We start from the raw sequence: 12,942 nt of genomic DNA, 5'->3' as shown, positions 1-12,942 counted from the left end.
TCCGGCGGCGGCGGTCGGCGCGGCCATGGCGCAGTGGCCGCAGGCGGTCAGGATGCCGCCCCGGAGCACGGCCCGGTACGAACCGAGGACGCGGTCGGCGAGCCATCCGCCGGCGACGGAGCCGAGGTAGACCATGGTTCCGTACGCCGCCGGGACGGAGGCCGTGGTGCCCGGGTTCGTGCCCGGGCCGCCGTCGGCCGGCGTGTCCGCGAAACAGAGGACGAGGATGGCCTGCATGCCCAGGAACGAGAAGCGCTCCCGGACCTCCGGCCCGGAGAGGGCCGCGAGCCCCCGGGGGTGGCCGGGGAAGGCGTGGCCGCCTCGGGGCGGCGGCCGGCCGGCCGCCGGATCCGCAGGTTCCGGGGGTCTCGCGGGTTCCTCAATACCGGTCACAGTTCTGGACAAAACGTATTCTCCGGTTGATTCGGCTCCTCACGAACATACCGGTGCGTTTCGAGCGGTGCGCGGGTGGCGACCGGACAGGCGCTCTCGGTGATCGAAAACAGACCCGATACGCTGGCTTGAGTGATGGCAGCGACACATCGACAATCCAGGTGATCGTCAACGTGATCGTCAGCAGACAGGAGTACCCCTCGTGACCGTCGTCGGGCCGTTCGGACTGAGCGTGCGGGACCAGGCTCTTGAGACCGATGTCCAGGCCGGACTGGCCGCCGTCGAGGCGGGTCTGCTGGAGGCCACCAAGAGCGAAGTCCCCTTCATCACCGAGGCCGCACAGCATCTGGTGCGGGCCGGAGGCAAGCGTTTCCGTCCGCTGCTGGTGATGCTCGCCTCTCGTTTCGGGGATCCGTACGCGCCCGGAATCGTGCCCTCCGCCGTCGTGGTGGAGCTCACGCACCTGGCGACCCTCTACCACGACGACGTCATGGACGAGGCGGACGTACGCCGCGGGGTGGAGAGCGCCAACGCCCGCTGGGGCAACTCGGTGGCCGTCCTGACGGGTGACTTCCTGTTCGCCCGCGCCTCGCACATCCTGGCCGACCTCGGGCCGGAGGCCGTCCGCATCCAGGCCGAGGCCTTCGAGCGGCTGGTGACGGGCCAGATCCTGGAGACGGCCGGCCCGCGCGACGGCCGCGACCCCGTCGCCCACTACCTCGACGTCATCGCCGGCAAGACCGGCTCGCTGATCGCCGTCTCCGGCCGCTTCGGCGCGCTGATGTCCGGTGCCGACGAGTCGGTCGTCGACATCCTGACCCAGTACGGCGAGCGTCTCGGCACCGCCTTCCAGCTCGCCGACGACGTCCTGGACATCGCCTCCGACGCGCACGAGTCCGGCAAGACCCCGGGCACCGACCTGCGCGAGGGGATCCCGACCCTGCCCGTACTGCGGCTGCGCGAGATGGCCGCCCGGAGCGGCGCCCCGGCCGACCTGGAGCTCGTGGCGCTCCTGGACGGGGACCTGACGGACGACGACCGGCACGCCGAAGTGCTCACCCGGCTCCGCGTGCACCCCGCGCTGGAGCAGGCCCGCCGCGACACCATCCGCTACGCGGAGGACGCGCGTGCCACGCTGGCGCCGCTGCCGGAGTGCTTCGCGAAGTCGGCGCTGGAGGAACTGTGCGACGCGGTGGTCCACCGGGCGGGATAGCAACTGGACGCACCTCTGGTTGCTTCACCAGCGGAACGGGCCCTTCCGTCCGGCCGACCCCTACGGGTCGGAGGAGGAAGGGCCCTTGCCGTGTCATCCCACGGGCGTACGCGGAGTTGCGTCCGGGGGCTGACGCCCGCGCGGCCCCGATTTGGTCAGATGGAGTCATCAACCCCACCAGATCGGGTGAGTGCGGCGCCACGGGGGTCGCCGCCGTCGAGACAGAGGGCAGGCATTCAAAATGGCAGCGAACACGAAGACTTCTCGCAAGGTCGCCCGGTACGCCGTACCGGTCGCGGTGGCAGGTGTGGCCGCGGCGACCGTCGCGATGGTCCCGGCCTTCGCCAACGCCGGCGGACCCGACCTGCCGAAGGTGACGGCGCAGCAGCTCATCGAGAAGATCGCCGCCTCGGACGTACAGGAGCTGTCCGGCACCGCCCGGATCTCCACCGACCTGGGCCTGCCGAAGATCGCGAGCGGTCTGCTCGGCGGCGGTGGCGTCGCGGGAGGCTCCGCCGCTCCGGAGGACAAGGTCGCGCAGCTGGCGAACGGGACGCACACCTTCCGCGTCGCGGCCGACGGCCCGGACCGCCAGAAGCTGACCTTCCTGGACGGCAAGGACGAGTACAGCCTCATCCACAACGGCAACGACGTGTGGGGCTACGACTCCAAGTCGAACGAGGTCTTCCACGAGAAGAACGCGGGCGACGCCGCCGGCCACGAGAAGGCGGGTGACCAGCTCGCCGCCTCGCCGCAGCAGCTGGCCCAGGACGTCCTGAAGGCCGCCGGCCCCACCACGGACATCGGCGTCGGCGACACGGCGCAGGTGGCCGGGCGGGACGCCTACCAGCTGGTGCTCAAGCCCAAGCAGGCCGGATCCACGGTCGGTGCGATCCAGATCGCCGTCGACGCCAAGAACGGCGTGCCGCTGCGCGTGCAGCTGCTCTCCTCCCAGGGCGGCAAGCCGATCGTGGACGCCGGCTTCACCAAGGTGGACTTCGCCAAGCCGTCCGCCGACACCTTCGCCTTCACCGCGCCCAAGGGCGCCAAGGTGACGGAGGGCGCGGACGGGGCGGGCAAGGGCAAGGACCGGGAGGACAAGCACTGGAAGGCCCTGGAGTCCTTCCCGGGCATGGAGGCCCTGACCGGCGGTGCGAACGGCAAGGGCGACGTGAAGGTCCTCGGCGAGGGCTGGACCACCGTCGCGCAGATCGACACCGGGGCCGGCAAGGGCCTCACGGACCTGGAGAAGTCCGGGAAGGACAAGAACGCGCCCAAGGAGGCCAAGCAGTTCATGGACTCCCTCGGGGACAAGGTCACCGGCAAGTTCGGCGAGGGCCGGATCTTCTCCACCCGCGTGGTCAACGCCCTGATCACGGACGACGGCAAGGTCTACGTCGGCGCGGTCACCAAGGACCAGCTCGTGAAGACGGCGAACGCCGCGAAGTAGCGGCCGACGGCGGAAGGGTGGCCCGGGACCTGTGTCCCGGGCCACCCTTCCGCCGTTCCCCTCCTGCGTACAGCAGCCCCGCTGTACGGTGGTGTGCATGTCGAGACACGTCACCATCCGCCTGAACGAAGAGTTCCATGAACGCCTGAAGGCGCGCGCGGCGGCGCTGGGGACGACGGTCACCGCGCTGATCACCGAGGTGACGGAACGCGAACTCGACGACGACCGGAAGAACTTCCTCTCCGGCATAGAGGAGTTCGCCGACCACTGGGGCTACTTCCAGGAGCGGTTCGGCAATTGAAGATCACCATGGAGTGGGCCTGGACCGCTCTGGCCCACCATCTCCCGTCCGATCCCGCCGTCTGGGACCCCTCCGGGGTGGCCGCCGCGGTCGCCCGGCACCAGAACGACCTCGTACTGGTGCCCGAACAGCCCGCCCCGGACACCGCGTGGCGGGCCGCCGCGTTTCTGCACACCCTCGCCGTGTGCCCGGCGCTGGAATCGCCGATGAACGAGTTCTACGCGGCCGCCGCGACCCGCTCGTACCTGCGCGTGGCGGGGGCCAAGCAGCTGCCCTCGCCGGAGGAGCTCGGCGATCTGGTGGAGGCGGCGAAGCTGGGCCGCGCGGACATCTCGGTGGTCGCCGAGGAGCTGCGGGCCCGTATCCAGGACCCGCAGCCCGACGCGACACTCAGAAAGTGATCTTCCAGCTGTTGATGTAGCCGACGTCCTGCCCGGCCACGTCCTTGACCTGGAGCTTCCAGACCCCGTTGGCCACCTCGCTCGACGCGTTGACCGTGTACGAGGCGATGACGTTGTCGGCCGAGTCCGAGCTGGAGGAGTTCTTCAGCCGGTACGCCGTGCCGTCGGGCGCGAGCAGGTCGATCACCAGGTCACCGCGGTAGGTGTGGACGATGTTCACGTCGACCTTGGTGGTGGCGGGCGCGTTGCCCGTGACGCCGGAGGCCGTGATCGGCGAGGTCACCGCGGCGGCGGGGGAGTCCGGGATGGACACGTCCGCCGTGTTCTCGAAGGACTGGCCCGGCGGGACGGGGGTGGCCGCCCCGAGGTTCCAGATCGCGTAGGCGATCGCGTCGGAGTTGCGGTCCAGGGCGGTGTCGTTGATGTTCGCCAGGGAGTCGCACGAGGAGTGGTAGCAGCGGTCGAAGGCCTGACCGGAGGTGCCGCCCCACTTCTGCGCCTGGGCCGCCGTCTTGGTGTAGTCGGCGCCGGAGAACAGGCCGCCGACCGCGATGCCCGCGTTCTTGAAGGGGGCGTGGTCGGAGCGGCCGTCGCCCTCGGTCTCGATCTCGGTCGGGACGCCGAGGCCGGCGTAGTAGTTCTTGAAGGTCTGCTCGATGGTCGGGTCGTCGTCGTAGACGAAGTAACCCGGGTTCGGGGAGCCGATCATGTCGAAGTTCAGGTAGCCGGAGATTTTCGCCTTCTCGGCGGCCGGCAGGTTGTTGACGTAGTACTTCGAGCCGACCAGGCCCAGCTCCTCCGCGCCCCACCAGCCGAAGCGCAGGTGCTTCGTCGGCTGCAGGCCCGCTCGGGAGACGGCGAGCGCGGTCTCCAGGACCGCCGCGGAACCGGAGCCGTTGTCGTTGATGCCGGCGCCCGCGGACACCGAGTCCAGGTGCGAGCCGGACATCAGGACCGAGTTCGGGTCGCCGCCCGGCCAGTCGGCGATCAGGTTGTAGCCCGTGGCGCCGCTGGAGGTGAAGGTCTGCAGGGTGGTGGTGAAGCCCGCCGCGTCGAGCTTGGCCTTCACGTAGTCGATCGAGGCCTTGTAGCCGGTCCTGCCGTGCGCGCGGTTGCCGCCGTTGTTCGCGGCGATGGTGGAGAGCTGCGACAGGTGGGCCTTGACGTTGGCCAGCGGGATGTCGGGGGGTGTCGGCGCCGCGGCGGCCGCTGTGGGAGCGGCGAGCGCGGCGGGAGTGGTGGCGGCGAACAGGCCGGCGACCGCGACAGCGGTCACGGCGGCAAGGCGCCGGGAGACGGACAGGCTCATGTGGGGGCTCCGGGGATTCCGCGGGGATTTGACGGAACTGGCGATATAGAGCAGGTGAGCGGTAGTGCGTCTGTGCGAGCCTGATGTTCAGTGAGAGTGTGACTGTCCGTCAAGACCACAATTCGGTCAGGCGAGTTCGGAAAACGGACGATCCCCGGTACGGAGGTTCCGTACCGGGGATCGTGGGGTTCGCGCGTGCGCTGTTGCGGAGTCCTACGCGGGCTCGTGCGCCGGTGCCACGGCGGCCGCCGACGCCATCGCGAGCGCCGCCCGGGAACGCCGCGACGTCCGCAGCGCGTCCCAGGTCAGGACGGCCAGCGCGGCCCACACCAGGGAGAATCCGGCCCAGCGCTCGGGCGGCATCGCCTCGTGGAAGTAGAGGACGCCGAGCCCGAACTGGAAGACCGGGGCCATGTACTGGAGGAGCCCGAGGGTGGACAGCGGGACCCGGATCGCCGCCGCCCCGAAGAACACCAGCGGGATCGCGGTGACCAGCCCCGTGGCGGCCAGCAGGAGCGAGTGGCCGACGCCGTGCGAGGCGAAGCTGGACTGGCCCTGCGCGCTTAGCCACAGCAGGTAGCCGAGGGCGGGGAGGAACAGTACGGCCGTCTCGGCGGTCAAGGACTCCAGGCCGCCCATGTTGAGCTTCTTCTTGATCAGCCCGTAGGTCGCGAAGGAGAAGGCCAGGATCAGCGAGATCCACGGCGGCCGCCCGTAGCCGATGGCGAGCACCAGCACGGCGACGAAGCTGATGCCGACGGCCGCCCACTGCGCGCGGCGCAGCCGCTCACCCAGCACCAGCACGCCGATCGCGATGCTGACCAGGGGATTGATGAAGTAGCCGAGGCTGGCCTCGACGACCTGACCGTTGTTGACGGCCCAGATGTACAGGCCCCAGTTCACGCTGATCACCGAGGCGGCCAGCGTGGTCAGGCCGAGCTTGCGGGGCTGGCGCAGCAGCTCCCGTACCCAGCCCCAGCGGCGCAGCGCGAGCAGGGCGATCCCGACCACGGCCAGGGACCACACCATGCGGTGGGCGAGGATCTCGACGGCCCCGGAAGGCTTGAGAAGCGGCCAGAAGAGGGGGACCAGCCCCCACATCCCGTATGCGCCGAATCCGTAGAGCAAACCCGTGCGCTGTTCGTTCTCTGCCTTCACGGGGCCTCCTGTACGACTTCAAGCCAACCTGACGACGGTATCGCCGCTGGGGCCGGATGTCATGCCCGTTTGCAGGAGATGCTCATGACACTCGTGGGGGCTTGCGCGGCGGAGTCAGGCCAGCGCGGCGGCGATCGCATCGGCTACCGGGGTCGTCGGCCGGCCGATCAGGCGCGCCAGGTCCCCGCTGGTCCCCGCCAGCCGGCCGCGCGCGATCGCCGCGTCCACGTCGACCATGATCGCCGCGAAGCCCCCGGGGACTCCGGCGCCGGTCAGGATCGACAGGTGCTCGGTCGCCGGCACCTGCGCGTACGCGATCTCCTTGCCGGTCTGCGCCGACAGCTCGGCCGTGTACTCGGCCAGGCTCCACGCGGTGTCGCCGGAGAGCTCGTAAACCCGGTTCAGGTGACCCTCGCCGGTGAGCGCGACGGCCGCGGCGGCGGCGTAGTCGGCCCGCGCCGCCGAGGCGACCCGGCCCTCGCCCGCGCTGGCGACGACCGCGCCGTGCTCCAGGTGGGTGGCCAGGTCCCGGGTGTAGTTCTCGTGGTACCAGCCGTTGCGCAGGAAGGTGTACGGGATCCCGGAGTCGAGGATGGCCTGCTCGGTGGCCCGGTGCTCGGCGGCCAGGTCGAAGTCGGCCTCGGGGCCGCCGAGGACGCCGGTGTAGGCGAGCTGCGCCACGCCCGCGGCCTGCGCGGCCACCAGTACGGCGGTGTGCTGCGCGACGCGGCGGCCGATCTCGTTGCCGGAGATCAGCAGGACCCGGTCACCGGCCCGGAAGGCGGCGGCCAGGGCGGCCGGGTCGTCGTAGTCGGCCACGCGTACGTCGACCCCGCGCTCGGCGAGGTCGGCGGCCTTCTTGCTGTCGCGGACCACGACGGCGACGCGGTCGGCGTCGACGCGGGACAGCAGCTCCTCGACGACGAGACGGCCGAGGGCTCCGGTGGCTCCGGTGACGACGATGCTCATGATTGCTCCCCATTCGGTGGCGCGATGGCGCAGTGGCGCTGTGCGGTAATGCCACCCTACGGTAAGCGCTAACTTTTAGAAAGTGTCCTGATCCGTGAGGACGGCGACCGCGCAGACATGCCGAAGCCCGGACCTCCTGGGAGGTCCGGGCTTCGCTCCGCCGGACGGGCGGCCTTCGCGCGGGTCAGCCGACGACCGTCCAGGTGTCGTTGCCGCTCAGCAGGGTCGCGAGGTCGCCCTTGCCGTTGCGGTCGATGGCCGTGTCGAGCTGCTCGGACATGAGCGTGTCGTAGACGGGCCGTTCGACGTCGCGGAAGACACCGATGGGCGTGTGGTGGAGGGTGTCGGGGTCGGCGAGGCGGGACAGCGCGAAAGCCGAGGTCGGGCTGGTGCCGTGCGCGTCGTGGACCAGGATCCGCGACTCGTTGTCCGGGGTGACCGCGACGACCTGGAGGTCGCCGGTGGCGGGATCCCGGACGACGCCCTTGTTCCCGTCGGTGCCGAAGCGGATCGGCTGCCCGTGCTCCAGCCGGATCACGGCATCCTGCGCCTGGTCCTTGTCCTTCAGGACCTCGAAGGCTCCGTCGTTGAAGATGTTGCAGTTCTGGTAGATCTCCACCAGCGCCGTGCCCTGGTGGTCGGCGGCCGCGCGGAGCACCTCGGTGAGGTGCTTGCGGTCGGAGTCCACCGTCCGCGCCACGAACGAGGCTTCCGCGCCGATGGCCAGGGACACCGGGTTGAAGGGCGCGTCCAGCGAACCCATCGGGGTGGACTTGGTGATCTTGCCGACCTCGGAGGTGGGGGAGTACTGCCCCTTGGTCAGACCGTAGATCCGGTTGTTGAACAGCAGGATCTTGAGGTTGACGTTCCGCCGAAGGGCGTGGATGAGGTGGTTTCCGCCGATGGAGAGCGCGTCCCCGTCACCCGTGACGACCCAGACGGAGAGGTCGCGGCGGGAGGTGGCCAGCCCGGTGGCGATGGCCGGGGCGCGGCCGTGGATCGAGTGCATCCCGTAGGTGTTCATGTAGTACGGGAAGCGGGAGGAACAGCCGATGCCCGAGACGAAGACGATGTTCTCCTTCGCGAGGCCGAGCTCGGGCATGAAGCCCTGGACGGCGGCGAGGACGGCGTAGTCGCCGCAGCCGGGGCACCAGCGGACCTCCTGGTCCGACTTGAAGTCCTTCGCCGACTGCACGGCCTCGGCCTTCGGCACCAGCGAGAGCAGATCGGGGGCGTCGGTCACCTCAGTCATTGATGGCCTCCTCGAGGACCTTCGCGAGCTGCTCCGCCTTGAACGGCATTCCGTTGACCTGGTTGTACGACTGGGCGTCGACCAGGTATTTCGCCCGGACCAGGGTGGCGAGCTGCCCGAGGTTCATCTCCGGCACCACTACCTTCTCGTAACGCCCCAGAACCTCGCCGAGATTCCCCGGGAAGGGGTTCAGGTGGCGCAGATGGGCCTGCGCGATGGGGTGGCCGGCCGAGCGCAGCCGGCGTACAGCGGCGGTGATGGGGCCGTACGTGGAACCCCAGCCGATGACCAGGGTGCGCGCGCCGTCCGGGTCGTCGACGTCGACGTCGGGGACCTGGATGCCGTCGATCTTGGCCTGTCGGGTGCGGACCATGAGGTCGTGGTTTGCGGGGTCGTAGGAGATGTTGCCGGTGCCGTCCTGCTTCTCGATCCCGCCGATGCGGTGTTCGAGGCCGGGGGTGCCGGGGACCGCCCACGGGCGGGTCAGGGTCTCCGGGTCGCGCTTGTAGGGCCAGAACACCTCGGTGCCGTCGGCGAGGGCGTGGTTGGGGCCGGTGGCGAACTTGACCTTGAGGTCGGGCAGGTCGGCGACGTCGGGGATCCTCCAGGGCTCGGACCCGTTGGCCAGGTAGCCGTCGGAGAGCAGGAAGACCGGGGTCCGGTAGGTGAGCGCGATCCGGGCCGCGTCCAGGGCCGCGTCGAAGCAGTCCGCGGGGGTGCGCGGCGCGACGACGGGGACGGGGGCCTCACCGTTGCGCCCGTACATCGCCTGCAGCAGGTCGGCCTGCTCGGTCTTGGTGGGCAGCCCGGTGGAGGGCCCGCCGCGCTGGATGTCCACGATCAGCAGCGGCAGCTCCAGGGAGACGGCCAGGCCGATCGTCTCGGACTTCAGCGCCACACCGGGGCCGGAGGTGGTGGTCACGCCCAGGGCCCCGCCGAAGGCGGCTCCGAGGGCGGCTCCGATGCCGGCGATCTCGTCCTCGGCCTGGAAGGTCCGCACGCCGAAGTTCTTGTGCTTCGACAGCTCGTGCAGGATGTCCGAGGCCGGGGTGATCGGGTACGAGCCCAGGTAGAGCGGCAGATCGGCCTGCTGGGCGGCTGCGACCAGCCCGTACGACAGGGCCAGGTTCCCGGAGATGTTGCGGTAGGTGCCGGTCGGGAAGGCCTGGCTCGCCGGGGCGACCTCGTAGGAGACCGCGAAGTCCTCCGTCGTCTCCCCGAAGTTCCAGCCCGCCCGGAAGGCGGCCACGTTCGCCTCCGCGATCTGCGGCTTCTTCGCGAACTTCTGCCGCAGGAAGTTCTCCGTACCCTCCGTCGGCCGGTGGTACATCCAGCTCAGCAGGCCCAGCGCGAACATGTTCTTGCTGCGCTCGGCCTCCTTGCGGGGCAGCCCGAAATCCTTCAGCGCCTCGACCGTGAGGGTGGTCAGCGGCACGGGGTGGAGGTTGTAGGCGGCGAGGGAGCCGTCCTCCAGGGGAGAGGTGTGGTAGCCGACCTTGGCCATGGGGCGCTTGGTGAACTCATCGGTATTGATGATGATCTCCGCGCCGCGCGGCACGTCGCCGATGTTCGCCTTCAGGGCGGCGGGGTTCATCGCGACCAGCACGTTCGGGGCGTCACCGGGCGTGAGGATGTCATGGTCCGCGAAATGCAGCTGGAAGGACGACACGCCCGGCAGGGTTCCGGCAGGGGCGCGGATCTCGGCGGGGAAGTTCGGGAGCGTGGACAGATCGTTGCCGAACGTCGCCGTCTCCGAGGTGAACCGGTCACCGGTGAGCTGCATACCGTCACCGGAGTCACCCGCGAATCTGATGATCACACGATCGAGACGCCGGACTTCCTTGCCGCCCGGACCCGCCGGGGTGCGTTGTCCACCGACAACGGCACCCCCAGCCCCGTCGGCCTGCTCGGCCGGGCTACTGACCTGGCTGGTCACTGAACTGGACCTCCTTCGAGGCGTGGGCACCCCCAGAACCAACCCTACGACGGTCGGCGCTCCGGGGGCGGCCACATTCTGGACCGTTGGACCGCCCATCGAGACGGCCCGACCGGTATGCCATATCTGACAGAGTGTCAGTCGATCAAGATTTCAGGTAGGTGAGAACGGCCAGTACACGCCGGTGATCCCCGTCACTCGGCGACAGGCCCAGCTTCATGAAGATGTTGCTGACGTGCTTCTCCACCGCTCCGTCGCTCACGACCAGCTGTTTCGCCACGGCGGAATTGGTACGGCCTTCGGCCATCAGGCCGAGCACCTCGCGCTCGCGCGGCGTCAGGCCCGCCAGCACGTCCTGCTTGCGGCTGCGGCCGAGCAGCTGGGCGACGACCTCGGGGTCCAGGGCGGTACCACCCCGGGCCACCCGCACCACCGCGTCCAGGAACTCCCGCACCTCCGCCACCCGGTCCTTGAGCAGGTACCCCACCCCGGTGCTGGAACCGGCCAGCAGCTCGGTGGCGTACTGCTCCTCCACGTACTGCGACAGCACGAGCACCCCTATCCCGGGGTGGTCGCGCCGTAGCCGTACGGCGGCCCGTACGCCTTCGTCGGTGTGCGTCGGCGGCATCCGTACGTCTGCCACCACCACGTCCGGCAGCGTGTCCTCCGCAGCCAGCTCCGCCACCGTCTTGATCAGGGCTTCCGCGTCCCCGACGCCGGCCACGACGTCATGCCCCCGGTCGGTCAGCAGCCGGGTCAGGCCCTCACGCAGCAGCACCGAGTCCTCGGCGATGACCACCCGCACCCTGTCGTTCACGATTCAGCAGCTCCCGCGTCCACTCGTTCCCGCACTCCCTGGCACAGCCAAGCATCCCAGCCTCAAGGCCGGATCAAGGCAGGGCCGGACCAAGGAGTGGGCGTACGGGGCGAGTTTTCGAACACGAGGGGTGTCGAGGCATCCCGGAAGGCGGTGAGGAGCGTCTACGGGCGCCAGGGCAGCTCGGCGGTGACCGTGGTTCCCACCCCGACGGGGGAGTCGACGACCAGCACCCCCTCCACGGCGTCCAGCCGCTCGGCCAGCCCCGCCAGTCCCGTCCCGGCCCCGGCGCCCGCCCCGCCCCGGCCGTCGTCGGCGACCTGGATCAGCAGCCGCTCCCCCGACCTCCACACCTCCACGCTCGCGACCCGTGCCCGCGCGTGCTTGCTGATGTTCTGCAGCAGCTCCGAGACCGTGAAGTACGCGATCCCCTCGATCGACGCCGCGGGCCGTGCAGGGAGATCCACGGTCACCCGTACCGGAACGGCGCACCGCGAGGCCACCGAGGACAGCGCGGCGTCCAGGCCCCGGTCGGTCAGTACCGCCGGGTGGATGCCCCGGGCCAGGTCACGGAGCTCCTGGAGGGCGATCTTCACCTCTCCGTGGGCCTCGTCCACCATGCGGGCGGCGGCCCGCGGGTCCTCCGTGGCCTTCTCCTTGGCCAGCCCCAGATCCATCGCGAGGGCCACCAGCCGTGCCTGCGCCCCGTCGTGCAGATCGCGCTCGATGCGCCGCAGGTCGGCGGCGGCGGTGTCCACGACCACGCCCCGGTCGGACTCCAGCTCGCTCACGCGGCTGTCCAGCCGGGACGGCCCGAGCAGCCCGCCGACCATGACCCGGTCGACGGTGGTCAGGGCCCGGATCACCCACGGGGTGGCGAGGGTGAAAGCCAGCCCGGACAGGCAGGCGAGGGCGATCTCCGCGGGGGAGTCCAGGAAGAAGGAGTAGTCGTCGTTCTGGAAGAGCTGCAGTCCGGGCTGGTCGGTGTAGGCGGGGAAGACCCAGAACCAGACCGGGTACAGCAGGAAGGCCCATCCGTACGCCCAGAACACCAGTGCCACGCAGAAGCTGAACACCGCCCACGGGAAGTGGATCACGGAGTACAGCACGTGCCGCCAGGCGCTCCCGCTCCCCAGCAGCGCCCCCATCGCGGAGAGGGGGCCGCTCTTCTTCGCCCGGATCGGAGCCGGATCGGCGATGCCGGTCCCGAGCAGGGCGCGCACCCGGCCCCGCTCCAGACGGCCGAACCCGCGGCACACGGCGAGCAGTCCGGCGAGCACCGGGACCCCGAGGAAGGTGACGAGCAGCCCGGCGCCGAGGCTCAGGCCGGTCACGGCGAGCGAGAAGTACAGGATGCTCAGCGGCAGCCCGGTCAGCAGATACCCGAACTCGCGCCAGGTCCGCCGCTCGACGGGAGCCCGCAACGCCGCGATCCCCCCGCCCGTGCCCGTCCCGTTGCCCATGATCCCGACCTGCCCTTCCCGTCTTCCCGATACCCCTCCACCCTGTCGGCCCGGCTCCACGGGAACCATGCGGCGAGTCGGCCTGTCGGGAGGGGGGTTAACCCCACCCCCGGGCTCGGCGACTTCAGCCCCGCCGGCGCTTGAGGCACGGGGTCCCGGGGGCAGCGCCCCCGGGACGGCGCCGCAGCCAAATCAGCCCCGCCGGCGTTTGAGGCGCGGGGTCTGGGGCGGAGCCCCAGGAAACGGCGCCGCACCCGGACACGCGACGGGACCCCCGCCC

General features: G+C 70.3%; 11 protein-coding genes and 1 pseudogene. 4 read left to right on the top strand and 8 right to left on the bottom strand.

What is annotated here, in order from left to right:
* Window positions 1-6: 6 nt before the first annotated feature.
* Window positions 7-237, bottom strand: a pseudogene (locus tag AB0D48_RS14620) (MFS transporter); the annotation flags it as partial.
* A 358-nt stretch (window positions 238-595) separates the two neighbouring features.
* Here AB0D48_RS14620 and AB0D48_RS14615 point away from each other — a divergent pair.
* From AB0D48_RS14615 to AB0D48_RS14600, 4 genes are all read left to right on the top strand, one after another.
* A complete protein-coding gene (locus tag AB0D48_RS14615) occupies window positions 596-1,606 on the top strand; it encodes a polyprenyl synthetase family protein (protein WP_362395352.1) in 1,011 nt (336 codons plus the stop codon).
* Window positions 1,607-1,847: 241 nt separating this feature from the next.
* A complete protein-coding gene (locus tag AB0D48_RS14610) occupies window positions 1,848-3,056 on the top strand; it encodes a DUF2092 domain-containing protein (RefSeq protein ID WP_362395350.1) in 1,209 nt (402 codons plus the stop codon).
* A gap of 97 nt (window positions 3,057-3,153) precedes the next feature.
* The gene (locus AB0D48_RS14605) at window positions 3,154-3,357 is read left to right on the top strand and encodes a hypothetical protein (protein WP_362395347.1); all 204 of its coding nucleotides are present in this window, start codon (window positions 3,154-3,156) and stop codon (window positions 3,355-3,357) included.
* The gene (locus AB0D48_RS14600) at window positions 3,354-3,758 is read left to right on the top strand and encodes a hypothetical protein (protein ID WP_362395344.1); all 405 of its coding nucleotides are present in this window, start codon (window positions 3,354-3,356) and stop codon (window positions 3,756-3,758) included. The genes AB0D48_RS14605 and AB0D48_RS14600 overlap by 4 nt, the downstream gene beginning before the upstream one ends.
* Here AB0D48_RS14600 and AB0D48_RS14595 read toward each other — a convergent pair.
* The 7 genes from AB0D48_RS14595 to AB0D48_RS14565 form a co-directional block, all read right to left on the bottom strand.
* The gene (locus tag AB0D48_RS14595) at window positions 3,748-5,067 is read right to left on the bottom strand and encodes a M28 family metallopeptidase (RefSeq protein WP_362395341.1); all 1,320 of its coding nucleotides are present in this window, start codon (window positions 5,065-5,067) and stop codon (window positions 3,748-3,750) included. The genes AB0D48_RS14600 and AB0D48_RS14595 overlap by 11 nt on opposite strands.
* 213 nt (window positions 5,068-5,280) lie before the next feature.
* The gene (gene rarD / locus AB0D48_RS14590; RefSeq protein ID WP_362395338.1) at window positions 5,281-6,225 is read right to left on the bottom strand and encodes an EamA family transporter RarD; all 945 of its coding nucleotides are present in this window, start codon (window positions 6,223-6,225) and stop codon (window positions 5,281-5,283) included.
* Window positions 6,226-6,339: 114 nt separating this feature from the next.
* The gene (locus tag AB0D48_RS14585; protein WP_362395335.1) at window positions 6,340-7,194 is read right to left on the bottom strand and encodes an NmrA family NAD(P)-binding protein; all 855 of its coding nucleotides are present in this window, start codon (window positions 7,192-7,194) and stop codon (window positions 6,340-6,342) included.
* A gap of 184 nt (window positions 7,195-7,378) precedes the next feature.
* A complete protein-coding gene (locus AB0D48_RS14580; RefSeq protein WP_362395332.1) occupies window positions 7,379-8,446 on the bottom strand; it encodes a 2-oxoacid:ferredoxin oxidoreductase subunit beta in 1,068 nt (355 codons plus the stop codon).
* A complete protein-coding gene (locus AB0D48_RS14575) occupies window positions 8,439-10,382 on the bottom strand; it encodes a 2-oxoacid:acceptor oxidoreductase subunit alpha (RefSeq protein ID WP_362395329.1) in 1,944 nt (647 codons plus the stop codon). Before AB0D48_RS14575 ends, AB0D48_RS14580 begins: the two co-directional genes overlap by 8 nt.
* Window positions 10,383-10,527: 145 nt before the next feature.
* Window positions 10,528-11,187 carry a response regulator transcription factor gene (locus AB0D48_RS14570; RefSeq protein WP_362395484.1) on the bottom strand — a complete coding sequence of 220 codons (660 nt, stop codon included), beginning with the start codon at window positions 11,185-11,187 and terminating at the stop codon, window positions 10,528-10,530.
* A 176-nt stretch (window positions 11,188-11,363) separates the two neighbouring features.
* Window positions 11,364-12,662 (bottom strand): sensor domain-containing protein, encoded by a 1,299-nt coding sequence (locus AB0D48_RS14565; protein ID WP_362395326.1) that lies wholly within the window; start codon window positions 12,660-12,662, stop codon window positions 11,364-11,366.
* Between the last annotated feature and the right edge of the window lie 280 nt (window positions 12,663-12,942).

The sequence above is a fragment of the Streptomyces sp. NPDC048269 genome (assembly GCF_040652395.1).
Classification (GTDB): Bacteria; Actinomycetota; Actinomycetes; order Streptomycetales; family Streptomycetaceae; genus Streptomyces.
Note: the sequence above shows the minus strand (reverse complement) of the source record. Positions and strands in the feature narration are given on the sequence as shown.

Excerpts from the sequence above, each read along its gene's own strand:
- AB0D48_RS14580 (WP_362395332.1), bottom strand. The coding sequence starts at position 8,446 with ATGACTGAGGTGACCGACGCCCCCGATCTGCTCTCGCTGGTGCCGAAG.
- AB0D48_RS14585 (WP_362395335.1), bottom strand. The coding sequence starts at position 7,194 with ATGAGCATCGTCGTCACCGGAGCCACCGGAGCCCTCGGCCGTCTCGTC.
- AB0D48_RS14605 (WP_362395347.1), top strand. The coding sequence starts at position 3,154 with ATGTCGAGACACGTCACCATCCGCCTGAACGAAGAGTTCCATGAACGC.
- AB0D48_RS14565 (WP_362395326.1), bottom strand. The coding sequence starts at position 12,662 with ATGGGCAACGGGACGGGCACGGGCGGGGGGATCGCGGCGTTGCGGGCT.
- AB0D48_RS14595 (WP_362395341.1), bottom strand. The coding sequence starts at position 5,067 with ATGAGCCTGTCCGTCTCCCGGCGCCTTGCCGCCGTGACCGCTGTCGCG.
- AB0D48_RS14610 (WP_362395350.1), top strand. The coding sequence starts at position 1,848 with ATGGCAGCGAACACGAAGACTTCTCGCAAGGTCGCCCGGTACGCCGTA.